The sequence below is a fragment of the Psychrobacter sp. APC 3281 genome (genome assembly GCF_030407815.1).
Classification (GTDB): domain Bacteria; phylum Pseudomonadota; class Gammaproteobacteria; order Pseudomonadales; family Moraxellaceae; genus Psychrobacter.
Genome location: NZ_JASDCS010000003.1, coordinates 201,554 through 224,421 on the forward strand (window position 1 = coordinate 201,554; position 22,868 = coordinate 224,421).

Consider the following 22,868-nt stretch of genomic DNA (forward strand, 5'->3'; position numbering starts at 1 on the left):
TACAACTGAGTCGCAAAACCAAATGTTCTAGAACTGTCGAAATTAATAAGCTATATATCTACAATAGCCAGTCAATGGGCAACCAAGACATAATGGTTAACCAAACATGGTCAGCCATGTCCACTCGTGGCTCTGAGTCATAGACTACCTTTTCGCCTTTCTCCATGGTGTGCCATTGCAGGTTGCCATTTTCTAGTAGCTTGACTTCATACGCTTGATTTAATAGATCGTCGCTCAAAGCGCCATGCAGCTGCCTTGCTAGTTCATCATCATTAATGATTACGCCCATTTCGGTATTGATATTGGCAGAGCGTGGGTCAACGTTGTATGAACCGATAAAGACTTGATAATCATCTACTGCAAACGTTTTTGCGTGCAAACTGGTCGAAGATTGGCTGCGTGCTCGCCACAGTTTATTGTCACGTTTTTCTTCAGCAGCGGTCGATTTAAGCTCATATATTTTGACGCCTGAACGAAGCAGGCGAGGTCGCCACTGGCTATAACCAGAATGAACGGCAGTCACATCGGTCGCATCAAATGAGTTGGTTAATATTTTGATGTCAACGCCAGATTCGGCCAGCTTCACCAAAGTATCGACCCCATCTTTGGTCGGGACAAAATAAGACGAGATGATTGTCAGTTTTTTGGTTGGGCTACCGAGTAACGTACGCAGTTGATGCACCAAGTTGGTCTCAGATGAGACGCTTTTGGACAGCTTGCCAACATCGTCACTCAAAAACTGCATGTCTGTCCAACGAAACGGCACGCGTTTGTTGATCAGATCAGTGTCTATCGTCGAGTCTTTGATGGCGGCTTTATAAACCGTCAAGCTACTGCCTTCGTTATTTTCCTCATCTATACCCAGCTTGTCTAATGCCTTCAAAAAATCAGGCGTGACGTCATCGTCGAACTTGGCTAAAGTTTCGATGTCAAACGACAGCGGCGATGACCAGTAACTGGCAAAGCTATTATCAATGTCTGCGACGACTTTACCAATCAGTAAAACATCCAAATCCGCAAACTGGCTGCTTTGATCGTTACTCAGGTACTCATTACCGATATTACGTCCGCCGATAACGGTAATCTGTTTATCAAACGTCATGCTTTTATTGTGCATACGGCGATTGATACGCGGCAAACCTGTGACGTAGTTCAATGTTGAAAACTTACGGTGCATTAATGGGTTGATGATACGCACCGCGATATTAGGGTGGCTCGCAAAACGTAATAGGTGCTGATCAAACTTTGCACTGTTATTAAAATCATCCAACAACAAACGCACGATCACACCGCGCTCAGCCGCTTCCCACAAGTCTTTTAATAGCAGTTGGCCAGCCTGATCATTATGCCAAATATAATACTGCGCATCGATATTGCGCGTGGCCATACCTGTTAACATACTACGGGCGGCAAACGCATTGGCGCCAGTCACGATCGGGTGATAGCCTGACAGATCAGGATGAATCTCATTTTGTGCTGTGATGGCGGTCACTAAATCAGTATTGTTGGTTGTAGTCGCTGTATTTTGCTCAATCTTTGGGCTGTCTTCTTGTTGGTATAAAGCATTGACTCGCGCTGATAGCGCTTGGCTCTCAGGTAGATGTGGCTGTTTGGGTAGGCTCTGGCAAGCGCTCAGACCTAAAGTCAGCCCAAGTGTCAGACTCAACGATAAGCTGCTTGGTTCTATACTGAACATCGACATAACGAATTTACCTTGATGAGCCTAAATATACTGATAAATAAAATGCATGGATAAGTAATTTGCTGAAATTGTTCATCTATTTTTAAGGATGATAGCATTGATTGGACGGTCTATAAAAATATCACCAACGCCAAAATTCAAATCGTCGCTAAGCTTAGCAGCTGTTAGCATATCTGCCTATTATAAATACGTTATTTTTGTTAGGTTTGACGATGGATGTGGTCTGTTTTTAAGGCAGTTCAACCTGTCTGATACTCCTTATCCTGAATCGTTTGAGTCTGCAGTAGGCACAAATAATATGGAGAGGTATCTGAAAGCAGATGTTTGAAATAAGTCAGCATGTTATGATAACGATGATGAATTTGCTTAATAATCAAAAAAATAAGCAGTCCTTTTATATCAACCAAAACACAGCAATGGAACGTCTATGAGTCAGTCGCAAACGAAAGATGAGAATAATTTGAACCAAAAAAACTCAAACGATGGGTTAGATCCAAACTGGCGTAACGATGCCTTAGATTTAGGATTAGATTACGGTATGCAAACCATCGCCGTGCGCGCAGGTCAGCATCGTACCGATGAGGGCGAGCATTCAGAACCGATCTTTACCACCAGCTCGTATGTCTACCAATCAGCGGCGGATGCGGCGGCACATTTTGACGGTACAAAGACAGGAAACGTTTACTCTCGTCATACCAACCCAAGCGTCCGTACTTTTGAGCGTCGTCTCGCCGCGCTAGAAAACGGTGAGCGTGCGGTTGCAACGGCCTCTGGTATGGGTGCAATCCTGACCATGTGCTTGGCATATCTAAAAGCGGGTGACCATCTGCTCGCTGCCAATCAGTTATTTGGCTCGTCTATCGGTCTGTTTAACAACTATATGGCGAAGTTTGGTGTTGAAGTTAGCTATGTTGATTGCTTTGACAATGATGCATGGACCAATGCGGTACAACCAAACACCAAAGTGATCTATTGTGAAAGTCCAAGTAATCCATTGGCTCAGATTTGTGATATCGGTTATCTAAGCCAGCTATGCAAAGCCAATGACATATTACTCGTCGTCGATAACTGCTTTGCGACACCAGCCTTGCAGCGCCCATTAGACTTGGGTGCGGATGTGGTGATTCACTCTGCGACCAAATACTTGGATGGACAGGGTCGAGTGCTGGGCGGTGCGTTAGTTGGCAGTGATGAGCTGATGCAAGAAGCGTTTACTGTTGTGCGCTCAGGCGGTATTAGCATGAGTCCGTTTAATGCTTGGGTATTTACCAAGGGGCTTGAGACACTTAAATTACGTATGCAAGCACACTGCCAAAATGCCAATCAAGTGGCAGAATTCTTGGTCAATCATCCTAATGTGAGCACGGTACATTTCTCAGGCTTGAGTGATCACCCCGCGCATGAGCTTGCCACACGTCAGCATCATATGAAAGATGGCTATGGTGCTATCATGGGCTTTGAAGTTAAGCCATCTGCTAGCCTTGACTCAAAAGCGGCTGCGTGGCACGTGATTGACTCAACTCGAATGGTTTCTATCACCAATAATTTGGGTGATGCCAAAACCACGATTACCCATCCTGCGACGACCACACATTTTCGCCTGAGTGCTGAGGCGCGTGCTGAAGCTGGCGTTAAAAATGGCCTGATTCGTCTGTCGGTAGGTCTAGAAGATGTAGACGATATTATCAAAGACTTAGCACGTGGTTTAGACAGTTTGTAAAGATAACGGTATAATCTGCACTAACGCATTGCATTAACTTTACGTTGTTAATTATTCATTACTATACGCACTAGCATAAAATACAAACCATAAATAACAAAAGAGGCAACTATGAACATTCAAGCATTGATGCAACAAGCACAAACGATGCAAAAGAAAGTAGAAGCAAACGTTGAAAACGCCAAGAAAGAACTTGCTAACAAAGAAGTGCAAGCAGAAGCGGGCAGTGGCTTAGTTAAAGTAACGATGACTGGTCGTCATGTGGTTAAGCGTTTGACTATTGATCCAAGTCTGCTAGAAGATGAGCCAGATATGATTGAAGATCTTATCGCTGCTGCTATTAATGATGCGGTTCGTCAAGCAGATGCACTATATGAAGAAACGATGGCTGGCGCGACTTCAGGCATGGGTCTGCCACCAGGTATGCAAGGCATGTTTTAAGCATTAAATACTTTAGACTGAACACAAAAATGGGGTTGTTATCGACACGATACGACCCCATTTTTATAGCTACGATTTTTTAAATTAAGTTAAATTCAGTTAAATAAAGGAAAGCTACTTTGCTTACAGCCAAATTTGATCAGCTGGTCAAACAGCTGCGTATATTGCCAGGCGTCGGTCAAAAAAGTGCCCAACGAATGGCGTTACATCTGCTCAGTAAAAAACGCCCACAAGGCATGGCACTCGCCCAAGCACTAGATGAAGCCATGCGTGATATTGTTGAATGTCAGCGTTGCCATAGCTTTAGTGATGAGGCTGTATGTCCGCTTTGCCAAGATGTTAGACGTGATGACAGTCTGCTATGCGTGGTCGAGACAGCAGCAGATGTAATGGCGATTGAACAGACAGCTGGTTACCGTGGTCGTTATTTTGTGTTGGGTGGGCATCTATCGCCAATTGATGGTGTCAGCGCCGATGACTTAAATATTGATCAGCTCGTATGGCGAGTGAAGCAAGAACCTGTCGAAGAGCTGATACTGGCAACAGGTACGACTGTCGAAGGTCAGACTACGGCGCACTTTATTAGTGAGGCTGTCAGTCGCCATGTCAATAAAGTGACGCGTTTAGCACAAGGCGTCCCGATGGGCGGCGAGCTTGAGTATCTGGATAGTATGACGCTTGGTCAAGCCATGCAAAATCGTTCTTTTTTATAATGTTTTGATTGCGTCAAAGTCTTACCCAATTCATTTCTTGGAATTGCTATAATTACTTTATTATTGTTTATCTTTTAATTTTATTAAGGCGCGGTTTAGCGTTTTATTTTCTCCTATTAATGCAGGTATCTGCCCGTGTCCAATACCGTTTCAAACGCCTCAGCTCAATCAAATGCTTCTGATATCAATGATGGCTCATTACAAGAAGCCGCTAATACTGAGCCAATGTCAGCAGCCACTTCATCTGAGTCAGTGTCTAATACTCCAGATGCTGAGGTGCTAGATATTGATGCACTGCTAGATATTGCTGATGACGTTGCTATTACATGGGTACGTAAGCAAGGCGATTTAGATGAGGTTATTGATGCCTTAGCGACTTGCGGACGCGTGGCCTTAGATACTGAGTTTATCAAGCGTGATACTTATTATCCGCGCTTGGCACTGGTGCAATTAAATACTGGCGATCATGTTTATTTGTTGGATGCACCGCAGCTACAACTGACTGAACTGTGGGAAGCGCTACGCAAAGTAGATGTGGCTATTTGGCACGCTTGCGGCGAAGATTTGGGCATTTTTTATCTATTGTCTGGCTGTCCACCGTTGACCAATATTTTTGATACGCAAATAGCGTTGTCTTATCTAACCGGTCAATTACAAATGGGGTATCAGCAGGCACTGGCTGATCAGCTAGATATGCATATTGATAAAGAACACAGCCAGTCTGATTGGCTCCAGCGTCCGTTGACAGATGAACAAGAGCAGTATGCCATCGATGACGTGCGTTATCTGCCAGCGCTGTATCTTAGTATCGAGCATGCGCTTAAGGCGCAAGGGTTATACGATTATGTTTGGGCTGACTGTCAGCTTTATGCCAGTGATTTGTATGACTCGCAGCACGTCGAAGATGAAGCGATGTATCTCACGATGGCAGATTACCGCTATAACTCGCAGCAAATGGCGATACTCAAAGGAGTGGCTACGTGGAGAGAAGAGCTGGCACGTGCGACCAATCAACCGCGTACCTTTGTGATAAAGAAACAAGCAGTACGTGAAATTGTCACTGAAAAGCCAAACAGCATGCGCGAGCTGGCACACAAAACAACCATGCACCGTAGTATGCTGCGACTATATGGCGAAGAGCTGCTGAAAGTAATCAGAGATGCCAAGAGTCTACCGCCTACAGAGCATCCAGATTGTCTAGTGCCGCCATATCGCTCAAAAAATAAAGTATTATCGAAAGCAGTTCAGCAAGCGATTGATGAGCATGCGCGCGAAATCGGTATACCTGCCAGTGTATTGATGCGTAAAAAATGGCTAGGACAATTATATGAAGTGGTTGCTCTTGATAAAGATGTGAGCGAACTCCCACAAGGGCTAAAAGGTTGGCGTAACGATTGGGTTGTTAAAATCTTAATTCCAGTCATCAAAAAGCATAAAACCGAACTGCAGCAGGGCATGGGTATTCGTGTTCAATAAGGAATCGTTCGATAAGGCACCGTTTAACAAGAAATCGTTCGATAAGACTGCAAACTGACACTCAAGTATTCATACAGCTCTTAGCGTTTAAATCGTCCATGCTCTAAAAAGTATCGAGTCTGTTCGGCGACCTCTGGGTTCACTAGCATGCCAGTATGTGAGACTGGCATAATGATATGATCAGCTGCAGACTCTATCCTCGTCTCTTCTATATATACTGTCCCGTCATGTGCAAGTTGCTCGTTAAGAGGTGGCTTGTCAGATTTGCGCATTTTGCGATTATGATATTGCAAAAACAGCTGACCTAGACCATACGGGCGGTTGCCAGCGATGACACCTAGCGTTACGTGTTTGGGCAATGGCGCGACTGTGCCGTCCAGTGCGTCGACATACGAGCGACCTACGACAGCAGGAGTCAATCGCCAGATATAATCTGCACACACACTGCCTCTATGCGGTGTCCCTAGAGTCACGCAACGTCCAATTTTCCATTTTGGATACTGAGCGACAAAATCACGAATGATCAAACCACCCAAACTATGCCCGACCAAATCTATAGGATGATCTGGGTGATGATTTGTTTCTAGCCAGCTATTTAGGCGAGCGCTATTGGTTTTGATACCATCACGCATACTACGGTAGCCATACTGATGGGTATTAAATCCTGCTGCTTGCAGGCGCTTGGCTAATGGTCGCATGATCCATGGGGTTTGGTGTAGCCCATGAATTAGAATAACGCGAGTTTTTTGTTTAGGCGCTTTATGTTGCATAGCAGTGTCCAAATGATTGCTTCAGAAATTTAAGGTAAATAGCTTATTATCAATATAAGCTTTTATTACATTGAGTTCTTATCGTTTATTTTATTTATAATATTACCTACTAATGTAATAGATAAAAAGTCAGCAAAACAAAAACCTCCAAGTCAGCAGCTGACTTGGAGGTTTTTTACTACAGAGAATAACTATCAAAAATGATAATTACATATAGTTTTCGATACTTGGGCAAGAGCACATTAGGTTCTTATCACCATAAGCATCATCGACACGAGCGACACTTGGCCAGAACTTGTTTGCCCGGATGTACGGCAGTGGGAATGCAGCAGTCTCACGGCTATAAGGATGCGTCCACTCTTCACTAGTAATCATAGCAGCCGTATGCGGTGCATTGACTAATGGGTTATCTTCTAGCGTCCAGTTATCTTCACCAGCTTTGGCTTTCATGGCTTCAGCTTTGATAGATTTTAGCGCACTGATAAAGCGATCCAACTCTTCTTTTGATTCAGACTCTGTTGGCTCAATCATAAGCGTACCAGCGACTGGGAAGCTCATCGTTGGCGAGTGGAAGCCGTAATCCATCAAGCGCTTAGCGATATCGCTTTCCGTGATGCCAGTTTCTTCTTTTAACGGACGAATATCGATGATGCATTCGTGAGCCACGCGGCCATTTTTGCCTGCATACAAGACAGGGTAGTGACCTTTTAATTCGGCTGCTACGTAGTTGGCGTTCAGTAATGCCAGCTCCGTTGCTTTTAATAGACCATCACGGCCCATCATAGCAATGTACATCCATGAGATAGGTAAGATGCTCGCTGAACCATAAGGTGCTGCTGATACTGCTGAGCAGTCCTTTTGTGCATTGTGTACAGGGCTCAAGGTATGATTGGCCATAAACGTTGCCAAATGCGCTTTCATACCGATAGGGCCCATGCCTGGACCGCCGCCACCATGCGGAATACAGAAGGTTTTGTGCAGGTTCATATGTAGTACATCAGCACCAACGTCTGCAGGCTGCATCATGCCTACCTGAGCATTCATGTTCGCGCCGTCCATATAGACCTGACCACCATGCTTGTGGGTCAAATCACAGATATGACGGATGCCTTCTTCGAATACACCGTGCGTCGATGGATAAGTGATCATTAGAGCACCTAGGCGGTCGCTATATTCTTCACATTTGGCCGTTAGATCATCGATATCAACGTTGCCATTTTCATCAGTTTTGACCACGACCACTTGCATACCCATCATCATGGCAGTAGCAGGGTTGGTACCGTGCGCCGACATAGGAATCAAGCAAACATCGCGATTGGTTTCGCCCAATGACTCATGATAACGGCGAATCGCTAACAGACCAGCATATTCACCAGAGGCGCCAGAGTTTGGCTGCATAGAGACATCATCAAAACCAGTAATGGCTTTTAATTGATCTTGCAAGCTATCGATCATCGCGATATAGCCAGTGACTTGATCGCGCGGTGCAAAAGGATGCACGTTGGCAAACTCAGGCCAAGTAATCGGTAGCATCTCACTGGTGGCGTTTAGCTTCATGGTACAGCTACCCAGTGAAATCATGCTGCGGTTCATCGCCAAATCTTTGTCTTCAAGCGACTTTAGGTAGCGTAGCATTTCATGCTCGGTGTGATGCGAGTTAAATACTGGATGAGTCAAAATGTCATCCGTACGCAAGTGTGCGCTATCTAGAGAGACGCGAGCTGTTTCAGGTAGATCGTGTGACTTGTTGACGAATAGCTGAGTCAACGTGTTGAAATCTTGCTGATCGCTAGTTTCACTAAATGCAACGCTCAATTTGGTGTCGCTTAGACGCCATAAGTTATAGCCAACGTTGTCTGCATTTTTAAAGATTTGAGTAGCAAGCTTCTCTGAACCACAATCAACGACGACTGTATCGAAGAATTGATCATGTACCACGCTCAAGCTGCTGTCATTAGATTCTGTGATAGCATCAGCAAACGCAGTGGCAAACGCATGAATACGAGTGGCAATACGCTTCACGCCGCCTGGACCATGGTATACCGCGTACATACCAGCGAGGTTAGCTAGTAATACTTGTGAGGTGCAGATGTTTGAGTTGGCTTTTTCGCGGCGGATATGCTGCTCACGCGTTTGTAGAGCCATACGTAATGCAGTATTGCCTTGTGCATCTTTTGAGACACCAATGATACGACCAGGTGCTGAACGCTTGGCTTTATCAGAAAACGCAAAATAAGCGGCATGCGGACCACCAAAGCCCATTGGTATACCAAAGCGCTGCGTACTACCTAGCGCTACGTCAGCACCCATATCGGCTGGTGATTTCAATAACACCAAGCTCATGATGTCACTGACGACACTGACGTAAGTTTTGTTTTCTTTTACGGCCGCGATGACGTCTGTTAAGTCTTTAACGTCACCTTCAGCACCGACATACTGGAATAGCGCACCAAAATAATCGCCTGATTTAGCCGTTTCAAAATCACCAACGACCACTTCCCAACCAAAGTATTTAGCACGAGTATTGATAACATCTAGCGTTTGCGGATAGACACGCTCGTCGACGAAATACTGCGTTGATTTGCTTTTGCTCACACGCTTTGACATCGCCATCGCTTCTGCCGCTGCTGTTGCTTCATCAAGCAATGACGCACCAGCCAGCTCAAGACCTGTTAGATCAATACATACTTGTTGGAAGTTCAGCAATGCTTCTAGACGACCTTGAGCGATTTCAGCTTGATAAGGGGTATAGGCGGTGTACCAGCCTGGATTTTCAAGGACGTTGCGCTGAATGACGGCAGGCATACGAACCGGAGAGTAGCCTTGACCGATATAGCTTTTGTTAACAGTGATGTCATCTGCCATCGTGCGTAGTTTGGCAAGTGCCGCATGCTCACTCATCGCCACTGGCAAATCCAGCTCTTTGTGCAGACGTACTGGCTCAGGCACAGTGTCATTGATAAAGCTTTGCATATCTTTATAACCAACAGCGCTGAGTAGGTCAGCTTGCTTGGTTTCGTTCGAACCTAAGTGGCGATAGACAAATTCAGCTTCGTTGAACAATCCTTGAAAGGTATCAAACGATGGGTTTTGAGAGATAGTCATGACAATCCTTGGTTAAGGGAGTAATAAACAAAATAGCAATTAAGGGAATAATGTGAGCGGTACGTTATACGTAATGCACAAACTGTTTTTGATCAAAGCGGAACTGGGTGTTGTAAACGCCACTGTCAGCGCGCTCGCCTGCGCCAAGCATCATAACGATATGATGGTCGTCGCTAAGATTGAGCAACGCTTTCATGGCAGGCTCATCAAAGCCGCCCATAGGACAGCTATCAAAACCATGAGCGCGTAATGCTAGCATCAGGTTTTCGGCGGCAAGCGCGGTGTTATTGGTTGCCCAGTTTTTGGTGTCTTCAAAGGTATAGTAAGGCGATTTAATTGGGCCTTTTACGCGTCTGACCACTTGCGTTGCGCCCCATTTTGCAGCCGAAACCACGTTGGCTGGGCCGCGCAAAAAGTCCATTGTGACGACTTTGTTGTAGTAGTCTTTCACTTTCTTTGGCACTGGCTGATCAGGATATTCGCGCAATACTTGCTTAGCGTGATCGTGCCAAACATCAGTACGAGCAACGATGGCAATCAAACGGGCTGATGTTTTTGCGGCGTTTTGATTCATACAGTTTTTGACGGCGCGTTTGCGATTGTCAGCATCATCGATAACATAAAATTCCCACGGCTGTAGGTTGCTAGAGTTTGGCGCTAGCATGGCCAAACGCAGACAGTCTGCCAATACGTCATCAGGGATAGGTGTGTCAGTAAAACGGCGCACGGAACGGCGTGACTCTACGATATCGCGAAACGCTTGTAGCTGCGGCGTATGGTTTGGTGTGGCAATGGGGTCTTTATTATCGGTGTTGGCATTCATATTAGGATCCATGCTGAGAATTGGGTTATCAGTTTGCGTCGTTATTGATAGCACGTATTCATTGGGATTCGAATAGGTGATCAATACGAGTCAATGAGATAACGCTTGGTAGCAATAACATCGGAGGATAATGATTGTTGGAGATCTACATATAAAGCTGCTTTCAAATAATAAGCATGGTCAATGAGCCAATACTTTTAATGAGAAAGGTTGTTCAAACAGTTTAAATAGAGAGTATAGATACCAGCTGTTGCCAGTATCTATGTTTAGTCGGGGCTAGTGCTTTGTACGAGCTAAAGTCTTACAAGTGCTAATGTCTTGTGAGAGCATGCTTAGCTTGCGTGCTTAGCTTATAAGTCGCTTTCGTACTCGTCAGCAGTCATTAGTGCTTCGTAGTCAGCGATGTTGTCAGGCTTCATTCTGAAGAACCAACCTTCGCCGTATGGGTCAGAGTTGATGATTTCAGGATCATCTTCTAGTGCTTCATTGATAGCGATCACTTCACCTGAAATAGGCGCATAAACGTCAGAAGCCGCTTTTACTGATTCAACAACTGAGATTTCGTCATCAACAGCGATGATATCGCCCACATCTGGTAGCTCAACGAATACCACATCACCCAATAGATCTTGAGCATGGTCAGTGATACCAACAGTGATCGTACCGTCGTCTTCTAGGCGTAGCCACTCGTGACTAGCAATATATTTTAGCTCTGCTGGGATGTTGCTCATGGTCTCTCTCCTAAGTGATAGAGGTTAATTAACAAAAATAATGGAGGCTAGGCGTGTTGCCATTTTTATAATTGCGCGCAAAATGACAACGCGCTCTAATGATAGAATTTATAAGACCTAAGAGTCAAACTGTTGCTTGCCGTTACGGACAAAAGGTAGCTTTAGTACGCGTACATCGACGAATTTACCTTTGCCGCGTAGATCGACTTGTACGCTGTCATCTTCTGATAAGCTGGTAGGTACACGAGCAATCGCGATTGAATTTTTTAGGCTAGGGGAGAATGTACCGCTGGTGATAATGCCAGTTTGCTCGTTATCAGTGCCTTGATTGATAGTCACTGTCATGCCTTCACGCAATACGCCGCGCGTGGTCAATAGCAAGCCCACTTGCTTCATAGCGGTGTTGTCTTCTTTTGACTGCTTACGTTTGCTGACCAATGCTTCACGACCGACAAAGGCGCGGTCGTCTTTGAGCGCTAGCGTCCAGCCCATGTTGCACTCGTAAGGGCTGATGGTCTCGTCCATGTCATGGCCATAAAGGTTCATGCCTGCTTCCATACGCAAGGTATCACGTGCGCCAAGACCGGCAGGTTTGATGCCATTTGCTTTTAGCTGCTCAAAGAAAGCAGGGGCATCATCGGCATGCATAATGACTTCGACGCCATCTTCACCAGTATAGCCAGTACGAGCCACAAACCAATCGGTGCCTTCGATATCGGTCAAATCAGCACCAACGAAAGGTTTTAGTGCTGCTAAGGTATCTGTCCAGCTTGGTTTGGCCTGAGCCAGTTTTGCAATAGCATTTGGACCTTGCACGGCAAGCATAGCAAGCTCAGGTCGCTCGGTAATCGTAATATCGAAACCTTCGGCGACTTTATTAAACTGTGCTAAATCCTTGTCACGAGTGGCCGCGTTAGAGACGATACGGTACTCAGTTTCCTCTGCATTCATGAGATAGACGATCAAATCATCGATGACGCCGCCTTGCTCATTGAGCATACCAGAGTACAGCGCTTTACCAGCGGTAGTGAGTTTGTTGACATCGTTTGCGAGCAGCTTTTGTAGCCATGCTTTAGTATCAGCGCCTTTGATATCAGTCACAACCATATGTGAGACATCAAACATACCTGCATCTGTGCGTACTGCTTCGTGCTCTTCGATTTGTGAACCATAATGAATTGGCAATTCCCAACCAGAGAAATCGACCAGTTTGCCCTCACTATCAATATGAGACTGGTAAAAAGGGGTGCGCTGAGGAGCTTGGCTTTGATCGTTTTGAGAAGTGATGTCTTGAGAATGGGTATCAGTCATAACAAATCCTTATGTGTACATCAGTCGTACTCGGTAGAGTAAGGAGTGATGCGCAACGTAAAAGTAGCGAGAAGCAATATTGCAAGGCGCAAATATCACATCAAAGGGTGACACAGAAAGCAAAGATGAAGACGTAAGCCAAACCAACACTGAACGTCGGTTTAAGCTAAAGCCCTATCTGTCCTGTGACCTGAGATTTTCAACACGAACCATCATTTTTGGGCAGTTGTATGAGCCCTATCGTCGATGATAGCGTATTTTCTCCCCTTCGGTGGGTAAGGCGTCGTCCGTTCTTACCACTCTCCAGATTTGTTATGCCTTATGTTTGATAAAAAAGTAGTGCGCTATGAGCGTCATACTACTAAACATTATCAAACAACAGTGACATGCGTTTTTCAGTCCTTTTACCTGAGCGATTGGCAGGGTGGATGCGCCTTCGGTGGTTATCTAGCAATTGCGATAGTTGTATAACCAATAGGGTTCAATACAAAAACGATGCTGATAAACTCTCTCCTGAAAAACGCTTTTATTATGAAAGGTTCAAAGCGCTTTTACAAGTCATCAAAGCCATTAAAATAAATAAATTTGGCAAAAATAATGTTTTGATAGGGCAGTCTATGAAATAGGTTATGTTTTACAACGATATTTTTATCGCTCATATCAGCGTTTTATCTGTGTGTTTTGACAAAAATTACCATAGCAAAACGCAAAGCGACTACTGGTATTTGCCTGAAATATGCTAACCTACGCCCATAGTTTCTGATAGGTGGTTTTTATGCATTGCGATATTTATAAATTTCCCAAACACGACGACATGTATATCTACATTGCGCGTCCTGATTATCCTGATGATACTGATGAAATCAAAGACTGGCTTGGTGTATTACCAAAAGATTTCCGTGCAGGTTTAGGCCGTAGTAAGTTCGTCATGCATTTGGACTTATCAACTAAAGATAAGCTCGCTCGTGTCGACAAAGAAGAAGTACTGGCAAAATTACAGTCTCAAGGCTACTTTGTGCAGTTGCCGCCGCAAGATGTGATGCGCCGCCAAGCAGAGCTGCGCGCTCGTGAATCGCAGGACAGCATCTATAATTAATAGGTTTGTCAGCAAGTAAGTGTGGTAGAAAAGATCAGTACGCTACCTTAAAAACAGCGTCGATAAAAACCTACGACACATTTGCTCACATGCATTTGAGTAGAGAGTCGTGATAAACTGACACCCTACGCAACGTACATATAAGCCTACATAATGCATAAGTTCATTATGTAGTTGGCCTCATTCTGGTTCTACAGAACGCACATATACCGCTAGACACAGATTGTGTCACCGGCGATAAACGCAGGTAAATAAACACGCATGGACTGGTTAAAAAATATCTTACATAGCTTACCGCTAGAGTCTATCAGTGAGATTCTCGGTGAGATTGCCATTTGGTGGGGCCAAATGGTAAAGGATGTCCCGCCCGCTGATTTGCCGATGTATGCTTATCTGGGCGGTGCTGTTTTGGTACTAGTGCTATGGATACTCGTTGCTCGTGTATTGCCAAAGCCATTGGGCGGTATGAGTTGGATGGTTCTGTTTGCAGTATTATTAGCACCAGGTACAGCGCTTGGTGATCCGAGCGAGCTTGCACCAGCCAGTATCAGCGTCGTCTATGCTGTGATGATGAAAGATTACGCAGGCGCGGTTGCCAACATGTTGCCAATATTAGTTATACTGGTCGCAGGGTTGTTTGTTGGTTTTGTATGGCAGTTGATACGCAGCGCATTTGCATCAAGCTTGGACAAAGCCCGTAGCCGCAGTGCAGAAGATACACAAGCCACGTTACAAATGACCACAGGCAGTTATTTGCCAGAAGGCGCTACCGTAACCGAACAGCCTGACACTAACGTTAGCTTAAAAAAAGACAGTACGTTGGCTAAGAAAACGAATAGCGATACCTCTGACAAGTAATAAAAATAAGCTAGGCGTTGAGACAACATTATTGTCTTAAAAGTTATTTGATACCTGAATAAAAAGACACCGCTGCGTGTCTTTTTTTATGCCAGTTTGTTTATTAGTCACATAAATAATTGCTCACTATACATTGCACATAACAACTGTTAATAAATGCGAACGCATGAGTATTTTGGCAATGCATCAGGCTGTGCTAATCTAATTTATTCTTTACTAATTTATCCTTTATTAGTCATTTATGTTTTAGACCTATCCATTTATAACAACTTATCTATAACAACAATCGAGATCTGATTATGACCACAGCTGACAATACTAAGCAAAACTTTACTGGTACCAGTAGTTATATTGCTACCGATGATTTGCAACTGGCCGTAAATGCCGCTATGACCTTACAAAAGCCACTGCTGATTAAAGGAGAGCCTGGTACAGGCAAGACATTGCTTGCTGAAGAAGTTGCTGAGAGTTTGGGCATGCCATTGATTACTTGGCACGTCAAATCGACGACTAAGGCTGAGCAAGGACTGTACGAGTATGATGCAGTATCACGCCTGCGCGATTCGCAGTTGGGTGATGATAAGGTCTATGACATTGCCAACTATATTAAGCCGGGCAAGCTGTGGGATGCTTTTACCAGTACAGAGCGTAGCGTACTGCTGATTGATGAGATTGATAAAGCCGATATCGAGTTCCCAAATGATTTGCTGCATGAGCTTGATAAGATGTCTTTTTATGTTTATGAGACGGGCGAAACTATTACAGCGGCGCAGCGTCCAGTGGTTATTATTACTTCAAACAATGAAAAAGAGCTGCCAGATGCGTTTTTACGTCGTTGCTTCTTCCACTATATTGACTTCCCAGAAGAAGAAACCATGCGCCAAATCATCGAAGTACATTTTCCAGACATTCAAGAAAAACTGGTCAATGATGCATTGGATATTTTCTATAAGCTGCGCGGTATTCAAGGTCTTAAAAAGCCGCCATCAACGTCTGAGTTGGTTGATTGGTTAACTTTGTTACTTGCTGATGATATGGCTCAGGACGAGCTAGAAGAAAATTTGCGCGGCGAGAAATCTATCCCACCGTTATATGGTGCGTTGCTCAAAAACGAGGCAGATGTGAGTTTATTACAGCGTTTTGCCAATATGATGCGTCGATAATGTTTGCAGCTTGCGTTGGCTTTAACCTTTTATATCCAATATCGAATGTCTGATGTAACAGTCAATGCAAACGCTCAACCTGTAACTGTAACTGTACCAATTAACGATATCAGCAATATCACCAGATAATAATATCAGCCAATAAGTGATACGACTCTTATGTTTATCAAACTATTCTATACCTTGCGTACTTACGGCGTGCCAGTCAGTACGCGCGAGCTGCTCGATCTCAATGCCGCGTTAGATAAAGGGCTGATGATGCAATCGCATCCTGAAGACCCAGCACTGACTACTTTTGCCAGCCGCGAAGATATGTATCGGCTGATTCGACTGTGTATGGTCAAAGACGAGCGCCATTTTGATAAGTTCGATCGAGCCATGGCGGATTATTTTGAAGGTGTCGATAGTCTCGATATGGATGAGCTATTAGCCAAGCTAACGGACGTGCCCAAAGAGTGGCTAGATTTAAAGCTCGATCCAAAGAATCTGACCGAAGAGCAAAGACGCCTACTGAAAAAGTACGGCTCGCTTGAAGAGCTGATGAAGGCGTTAGAAGAACGGTTAAAAGAGCAAAAAGAGCGTCATCAAGGTGGTAGTAAATGGGTAGGAACGGGCGGCACTTCGCCATTTGGTGCCTATGGTGACCATCCAGAAGGCGTGCGTGTCGGCGGCGAGTCTCGCAAACGTAGCGCAGCAAAAGTCTGGGAGCAACGCAAATATCGCAATCTCGATGACGACAATCAGCTCGGTACACGCCAAATTCAGATGGCGCTACGCAATCTGCGTCAGTTTGCGCGGACTGGCAGTGCTGATGAGCTTGATATTCATGAGACGATTAAGCGTACGGCAAAAAAGGGTGTGCTCGATATACATATGCAGGCAGAGCGCCGAAACCGAGTCAAAGTGCTGATGTTGTTTGATGTGGGTGGCAGTATGGATGTCCATGTCGAAGCGCTCGAAAAACTGTTTTCTGCGGCAAAAAATGAATTTAAAACCTTAGAGTTCTTTTATTTTCATAACTGCTTGTATGACTATGTGTGGAAGGACAACAATCGTCGCCATAGTGCACCGATGCCAACGTTTGAGCTGCTCAATAAATATGGCCGTGAGTATCGTGTTATCTTCGTCGGTGATGCATCGATGTCGCCTTATGAGCTGATGACAGTCGGTGGTAGCGTAGAATATATGAATAATGAAGCGGGCATCGTATGGCTGAAGCGCGTACTTGAACATTTTGATAAAGTAACTTGGCTCAATCCTGAAAACCCGTCGTATTGGCAATATACGCAAACCATCGTTGAAATTAAAAAGCTGTTCGAAAATAAAATGTACCCGATGACGCTACATGGTGTTGAAGAAATGACTCAGTATATGGCACGGTAATTTTGATATTAAGCCTGATTGATAAATAAATAAAGTCTGTTAACACAGCTTAAATCCCTATAACAACAGCCGTTATGACAACATAGCGGCTGTTTTTTCGTCGATGAAAATGAACTCAATATTGATTGTATATTGGTATGTCTAATAAAGTGTGTTAACATTCATTTAAAATGAATGTTATAAATATTCTGAATTGTGCGGTTAAAAATTTTGATGACTACTGTAAAAAGGTCTGCTCATTATTGCCAGTTTAGACCGATGATTTTTAACATCTCAATTTATCAATGTAGTTAATGATTAAGAGAAACAACATGGCCTCACCAAAAACGTTAGAAATCGTCACCGCAACTGTTCCTGTACTCGAAGAGCATGGCGTTGCGATTACCACTGTGTTTTACAAAAATATGTTTAACGAGCATCCTGAGCTGTTAGACATTTTTAATGAAACCAATCAAAAATTGGGAAGACAGCAGACGGCGCTAGCGACGACAGTATTAGCCGCTGCCAAGCACTTGGACAAGTTGGCTACGCTATTGCCACAGGTTACCCAGATTAGCCATAAGCATAGAGCGTTACAGATATTGCCTGAGCATTATCCTATCGTCGGTAAGCATTTGATCGGTGCGATAAAAGAAGTGCTAGGAGAGGCAGCTACTGATGACATTATTGACGCTTGGACAGAAGCTTATGATGAGATTGCTTCAGTATTTATTCAGATTGAACATGGCATGTATGAGCAGGCGATGTGGAAAGGTTTTGCGCCGTTTAAGGTAATTAAAAAGGAAGCGGTCGCTACAGATATCGCAGCCTTTACCGTGGTACCAGTTAATCAGAGTGAGAACAATGCAGACAATGACTCAGTAAACAGTCAAAATATTGACCTGAGTAAATTGACCTTAACCGCTGGTCAATATATCACGGTGAAAACAGACCCAAAAGACAGCGACCATATAGCCTTACGTCATTATTCTTTATACTCTGCCAGTACTGATAAAGGCATTCAGTTTGCGGTTCGACGTGACAACCGTAATGAGCATCATGGATTGGTCTCTAACTATATGCATGACCAATTAGAAGTCGGTGACACGGTGTTATTGTCGGCTCCAGCTGGTGATTTCGCGCTCAATCAAGATTTGGTACAGCAAAATGATACTCCTTTGGTGTTGATGAGCGCAGGGGTCGGGGTCACGCCTGTACTATCTATGCTAGAGGCGCAAGTATTGGTCAATCCAAAACGACCTATTATTTGGGTTTATGCATGTCAAAATATCGCTCATCATGCTTTTTCTGATCAGGTAGAAGTATTACTCGAACAGGCTGAGAACGTAGAAAAACATATCTTTTACTTTGAGTCTGGGCAGATATTAGATGAGACATGGCTTGCTACCTTGCCTAAACCTGCCGATATCTATGTGTGCGGCTCGATGCCATTTATGGAGAGCATGATTGACGGGTTAGTAGCCTTAGATCATGGTGCCGATAGCGTTCACTATGAACCTTTTGGCCCTAAGATGAGTTTGGGTGGCTAGTTTTTAACATATAGTCGGTGAACTACTAAACCGCTACGGCGTTATCCTCCTTAGATGTACTGTTTGTACAATCTGCAGTCGGCTGCCTTGTACCCATTTTAGAGTTCTTTGACTACAATATTCAAAATAAACGTTTATAAAAAAGCACTTAGCATGAAATAATCACGCTAAGAGCTTTTTTAATCTTAGTTGAAAATAAAGAGTATCAGGGCACATTACTCTTTATTTTCAACCAATCCAATCATCACGCCCATCTCTTTTTTATCCTGCTTATCGATACTAGGCGCATACAACGCTGAGGCAATACCACCGTCTAAAAACAGCGCGTTTGAACAACCCAGCTCATCCTTAAATAGCTCTGCAAACTGATAAAAAGTCACAGGCTCGTCGCTATTAACGAGTTTTATACTGCCGTCACGGCAAACGCCTGCACCATTGCGCAGTTTGATTGAACTGCTATCAGGATTGAACTGTGGGTGTATCTCGTCATTGATGACCAACATAGGACCCGATTGCGTCGCATACCAAGGCTGCACATCACCATTGCTTATCTGCTCATTTAACGCATTACTTTCGGTGATTTGCACATTGCCAGCTTGGTCCCACCATATAACCCCATTAGGTAGTAGATGAAAATTACCGCCACCTTCTCTTACATTTAGCGATTTGAGTTCTTTGCCTTCGATGACTGTATAGCCAATCGGCGCATAGTTTTCATTATACATGCCTGCATTCATCGCAAAGTTGAGACTCTCATTGTTCGGTAATGTGGCCAATAACGTATCAAAGGTTAGCAGAGGCTCATTGTTATCAGAGGATTGCCAAAACAGTTGTAATGAATAACGCTCGCTCGCTAACGCGGTAGCATCTACACGGCAAACACTATAAGTAAAAGGCGTGTCTTCAGTCTGACATGACCAGTTATCGGTGTCGCTACTAGCCGCATTGGTATTTGTCTGCTGGCAGGCACTCAGACCGAGCGCAAGCACTATCGTTGATAGGGATAAGGTAAAAATAGAACTTGGCATCAATCACGCGTCTTTTAATGTGTAAATTATTTAAGTTTGGTTGCTATCTACTGCTTAATTACACTTTCATTGCCATTCTTTGAGTACAACGATTTAGGCGCTGATTCAGTCGCTAGTAGGCGGCAAGTCGCGGATTGTATTATTCACATTACCAATTAATCGTCCACCATCGGTGAGGTTGGTTAAATGCTCAGAATTATATCCAGCGCTGTGTTCTGTTGGCGCACCAGTTTCTTTGCCTTTATCGCGTGAGTCTTTGTTATAAGCAATGAGTGCATCGTTGTTGGCTAAAAAGCTATCAGGGTTTGCCATGACCCACATCTGGTTGAATACGTCGGCACGGGCACTATGATCGAGCAATGCGCCTTTATCAGCAAAATAGAAAAACTTGGATAGCAGCTTAATCTGCCCATCATCTAGACGGCGTGCGATATGATACGGCTGTAATTGGCTAGGATGCTGTAAACCGACCGCGCCTACGATACTGGCAAGCGATTTTAGCGTGTTTTTGTGGAAACTTGCAACACGCTTAGCCTTACTAGGGACGTCGAGCGCCTTTTGACGATAAGGGTCTTGAGTTGCCACACCTGTCGGGCAAGTGTTGGTATGACAAGAGCGCGACTGAATGCAGCCGACCGCAAACATAAAGCCACGTGCCGAGTTACACCAATCGGCACCTAGCGCAATCATGCGCGCGATATCAAAGCCTGATACGATCTTGCCACTGACGCCAAGCTTAATTTTGTCACGGATGCCTGCACCAACTAAGGTATTATGTACGAGCAAAAACCCTTCAACCATTGGCATGCCGACATTGTCCATAAACTCGACGGGCGCTGCACCTGTGCCGCCTTCTGCACCATCGATAACGATAAAATCAGGATAGTTATCCGTCTCTATCATCGCTTTGACAATCGCCATAAATTGCCATGGCTGACCAATACATAGCTTAAAGCCAACTGGCTTGCCACCAGATAACTCACGTAGCTGCTGCCAAAAGGCGACCAACTCGCGTGGGGTGCTAAATGCAGTATGCGAAGAGGGCGAGATACAGTCTTGACCCGTAGGTACTTGACGTGTGTCTGCAATCTCTTGGGTGATTTTGCTAGAGGGAAGGACGCCACCTTTACCAGGCTTGGCACCCTGTGAAAGCTTGATTTCAATCATTTTAACTTGCGGATCGACGGCTTTTTCAGCAAAAGACTGTGGATCAAAGTTACCATCATTATCACGACAACCAAAATAACCCGTACCCAACTCCCAAATCAAATCACCACCGAACTTGCGATGATAGGGGCTGATAGCGCCTTCGCCCGTGTCATGAGTAAAACCGCCGAGTTTTGCGCCTTGATTGAGTGCCATGATAGCGTTCGCTGACAGGCTGCCAAAGCTCATTGCTGAGATATTGAATACCGACATATCGTGCGGCTGCTGACAACGCTCACCGCCTACCATGATACGAAAATCTTTGTTCTCTAGTGGTGCACTGATGGTGGATTGCAAAAACCATTCTTTACCATGGGTATATAAATTATCTAGCGTACCAAAGGCATTAGTATCACTAACGTTCTTAGCACGTTGATAGACTAGTGCGCGCTGCTGACGTGAAAACGGCACTTGTTCTTTATCGTCCTCAAGCAGGTACTGGCGAATCTCAGGACGGAAATCTTCCAACACATAGCGAATATGTCCAGCGACAGGGTAGTTGCTCAATATCGCGTGCTTGGACTGAATCAAATCATAAATACCAAGTGCCACAGCAAAGCCACCGATCACAATCAGCCACCAACTTACCAATAATAAACCCGCCAATAGAATTAAAATCGCCGCGCCAAACGTACTATATCGAAGTAATAATCCGATCAAATATGGCGAGATGGTTTTGGGTTCAGGGTTTAGATTGGTACGAGATTCAGGCATAGCGAGGCTCAATAGTAATGATTGATATAAATAAGATGCTTACATTTGTCGCGTACATCATACACGCATGATGTCATTACGTCGGTATCAATGGGTAACAGGGCTGCAGACGGTGTATTAATTAATCTAGCCTAAACCTTGATTTTATTCATTTGAATATGCTCTATGTACTACTGCCAATTCGCTCAGCCAACGCCTGCAATTTTGGCACTATGATTACCGCATACTTATCCGCTTCCCAATTAGCACTTGGTACACTGGCATTCAGCGAATACGCGTATTGCCCCGTTGCAACATCATAGACCCCAACCGCGACTGCCAATATGTCGGTAGAAAACTCTCCATCAGACACGGTATAGCCATACTGTTCATAATGCTGGGCTGCTTGAGTGAGCGCTATCTGTGCATGAATGTAATCTTCATCAGATAAATTCTCTTTCAAATTGCTAGTAATGATCGCCTGTCTCGCTTGCGAGCTTGCGGCATAAAACGCCCGCCCAATCGCCGTGCGTGCAACAGGTACGGCTGAGCCAACCTGTAAGTTGACCGATAGGCGTGCAGGACTACGACAGCAAGCATGATAGCGCATCTCTCCTTCAACTTCGGTCGCTAGATTTACCGATACCTCATTTTCGCTAGCGAACTGACGTAATAATGGTTCAGCCGCTGCAACCATATCATGGCGACTCCATGCGGTCGCACTTAGGCGTACAGCGCTACTACCCAATTGATACTGTCCGTGCTCAGTGACACGTAAAAAACCAAGCGTGGTCAACGTATGAATCAGGCGAGTAATGGTTGCTTTTGGCAGTTTGGTCATTTGACATAGCTGTTGATGGGTGAGCCGCTCATGGTGCTCAAAAGCCGCCAGTATGATCAGTCCCCGTCCCAATGCCGTCACAAACTGTCGGTCATTCTCTTCCTTATTTTGACTCATCGTTGCATGCATACGTTCGAGTAGCGGAGTAGCTGTTGATAAGGGTTTCATCATTTTATACTCATCTTTTTTTGATAAAGGTTTACAGGGCTGCGAAAGTTTGGTTAAATGGTTTTAAATTATGAAACTAAGTTTCGCACAGCGGAATAACGAAGTCAATGA

Annotated in this window: 18 protein-coding genes and 2 riboswitches; of the genes, 9 read left to right on the forward strand and 9 right to left on the reverse strand. The window is 44.6% G+C overall.

The window, feature by feature from the left end:
* Positions 1 to 58: 58 nt before the first annotated feature.
* The gene (locus QL886_RS03360; protein WP_290177633.1) at positions 59 to 1,702 is read right to left on the reverse strand and encodes a phospholipase D family protein; all 1,644 of its coding nucleotides are present in this window, start codon (positions 1,700 to 1,702) and stop codon (positions 59 to 61) included.
* Positions 1,703 to 2,129: 427 nt separating this feature from the next.
* Here QL886_RS03360 and QL886_RS03365 point away from each other — a divergent pair, with 427 nt between their 5' ends.
* The 4 genes from QL886_RS03365 (at position 2,130) to QL886_RS03380 (ending at position 6,052) form a co-directional block, all read left to right on the forward strand.
* Positions 2,130 to 3,422, forward strand: a complete 1,293-nt coding sequence (locus tag QL886_RS03365; RefSeq protein ID WP_290177634.1) for an O-succinylhomoserine sulfhydrylase — start codon at positions 2,130 to 2,132, stop codon at positions 3,420 to 3,422.
* A gap of 111 nt (positions 3,423 to 3,533) precedes the next feature.
* Positions 3,534 to 3,863: a YbaB/EbfC family nucleoid-associated protein gene (locus QL886_RS03370; RefSeq protein WP_045445429.1), complete on the forward strand. Its 330-nt coding sequence runs from the start codon at positions 3,534 to 3,536 to the stop codon at positions 3,861 to 3,863.
* 119 nt (positions 3,864 to 3,982) lie between these two features.
* Positions 3,983 to 4,576, forward strand: a complete 594-nt coding sequence (recR, locus tag QL886_RS03375) for a recombination mediator RecR (protein ID WP_057760773.1) — start codon at positions 3,983 to 3,985, stop codon at positions 4,574 to 4,576.
* A 135-nt stretch (positions 4,577 to 4,711) separates the two neighbouring features.
* Positions 4,712 to 6,052, forward strand: a complete 1,341-nt coding sequence (locus QL886_RS03380) for an HRDC domain-containing protein (RefSeq protein ID WP_290177635.1) — start codon at positions 4,712 to 4,714, stop codon at positions 6,050 to 6,052.
* A gap of 80 nt (positions 6,053 to 6,132) precedes the next feature.
* Here QL886_RS03380 and QL886_RS03385 read toward each other — a convergent pair whose 3' ends face one another.
* The 5 genes from QL886_RS03385 to gcvT form a co-directional block, all read right to left on the reverse strand.
* Positions 6,133 to 6,822, reverse strand: coding sequence for an alpha/beta fold hydrolase (locus QL886_RS03385; protein WP_290177636.1), 690 nt, complete (start codon positions 6,820 to 6,822; stop codon positions 6,133 to 6,135).
* Between the two features lie 207 nt (positions 6,823 to 7,029).
* Positions 7,030 to 9,927 carry an aminomethyl-transferring glycine dehydrogenase gene (gcvP, locus tag QL886_RS03390; protein WP_290177637.1) on the reverse strand — a complete coding sequence of 966 codons (2,898 nt, stop codon included), beginning with the start codon at positions 9,925 to 9,927 and terminating at the stop codon, positions 7,030 to 7,032.
* 64 nt (positions 9,928 to 9,991) lie between these two features.
* On the reverse strand, positions 9,992 to 10,750 hold the full coding sequence (locus QL886_RS03395) for a nitroreductase family protein (protein ID WP_102092319.1): 759 nt from the start codon (positions 10,748 to 10,750) through the stop codon (positions 9,992 to 9,994).
* A gap of 350 nt (positions 10,751 to 11,100) precedes the next feature.
* Complete coding sequence (gene gcvH, locus QL886_RS03400) at positions 11,101 to 11,481, reverse strand: glycine cleavage system protein GcvH (protein WP_057760766.1); 381 nt, start codon at positions 11,479 to 11,481, stop codon at positions 11,101 to 11,103.
* A 117-nt stretch (positions 11,482 to 11,598) separates the two neighbouring features.
* Complete coding sequence (gene gcvT / locus QL886_RS03405; protein ID WP_290177638.1) at positions 11,599 to 12,792, reverse strand: glycine cleavage system aminomethyltransferase GcvT; 1,194 nt, start codon at positions 12,790 to 12,792, stop codon at positions 11,599 to 11,601.
* A gap of 168 nt (positions 12,793 to 12,960) precedes the next feature.
* A riboswitch (glycine riboswitch) is annotated at positions 12,961 to 13,109 on the reverse strand.
* Between the two features lie 69 nt (positions 13,110 to 13,178).
* Positions 13,179 to 13,318, reverse strand: a riboswitch (glycine riboswitch).
* 249 nt (positions 13,319 to 13,567) lie between these two features.
* On the opposite strand from gcvT, the gene QL886_RS03410 reads away from it, so the two are divergent.
* The 5 genes from QL886_RS03410 to QL886_RS03430 all read left to right on the forward strand — a co-directional run bounded on the left by QL886_RS03410 (position 13,568) and on the right by QL886_RS03430 (position 18,821).
* The gene (locus tag QL886_RS03410) at positions 13,568 to 13,888 is read left to right on the forward strand and encodes a YcgL domain-containing protein (RefSeq protein ID WP_057760762.1); all 321 of its coding nucleotides are present in this window, start codon (positions 13,568 to 13,570) and stop codon (positions 13,886 to 13,888) included.
* 261 nt (positions 13,889 to 14,149) lie between these two features.
* On the forward strand, positions 14,150 to 14,746 hold the full coding sequence (locus QL886_RS03415) for a hypothetical protein (RefSeq protein WP_290177639.1): 597 nt from the start codon (positions 14,150 to 14,152) through the stop codon (positions 14,744 to 14,746).
* Positions 14,747 to 15,045: 299 nt separating this feature from the next.
* On the forward strand, positions 15,046 to 15,909 hold the full coding sequence (locus tag QL886_RS03420; RefSeq protein ID WP_057760758.1) for a MoxR family ATPase: 864 nt from the start codon (positions 15,046 to 15,048) through the stop codon (positions 15,907 to 15,909).
* Positions 15,910 to 16,068: 159 nt separating this feature from the next.
* Entirely contained in the window at positions 16,069 to 17,292 is a 1,224-nt protein-coding gene (locus QL886_RS03425; RefSeq protein ID WP_290177640.1) for a VWA domain-containing protein, read from the forward strand.
* A 311-nt stretch (positions 17,293 to 17,603) separates the two neighbouring features.
* Positions 17,604 to 18,821 (forward strand): globin domain-containing protein, encoded by a 1,218-nt coding sequence (locus QL886_RS03430; protein ID WP_290177641.1) that lies wholly within the window; start codon positions 17,604 to 17,606, stop codon positions 18,819 to 18,821.
* A gap of 215 nt (positions 18,822 to 19,036) precedes the next feature.
* On the opposite strand, the gene QL886_RS03435 is transcribed toward QL886_RS03430, so the two are convergent.
* The 3 genes from QL886_RS03435 to QL886_RS03445 form a co-directional block, all read right to left on the reverse strand.
* Entirely contained in the window at positions 19,037 to 19,849 is an 813-nt protein-coding gene (locus QL886_RS03435) for a phosphodiester glycosidase family protein (protein WP_290177642.1), read from the reverse strand.
* A gap of 105 nt (positions 19,850 to 19,954) precedes the next feature.
* Positions 19,955 to 21,769: an FMN-binding glutamate synthase family protein gene (locus QL886_RS03440; protein ID WP_290177643.1), complete on the reverse strand. Its 1,815-nt coding sequence runs from the start codon at positions 21,767 to 21,769 to the stop codon at positions 19,955 to 19,957.
* Between the two features lie 163 nt (positions 21,770 to 21,932).
* Positions 21,933 to 22,760, reverse strand: a complete 828-nt coding sequence (locus QL886_RS03445) for an IclR family transcriptional regulator C-terminal domain-containing protein (protein ID WP_290177644.1) — start codon at positions 22,758 to 22,760, stop codon at positions 21,933 to 21,935.
* Between the last annotated feature and the right edge of the window lie 108 nt (positions 22,761 to 22,868).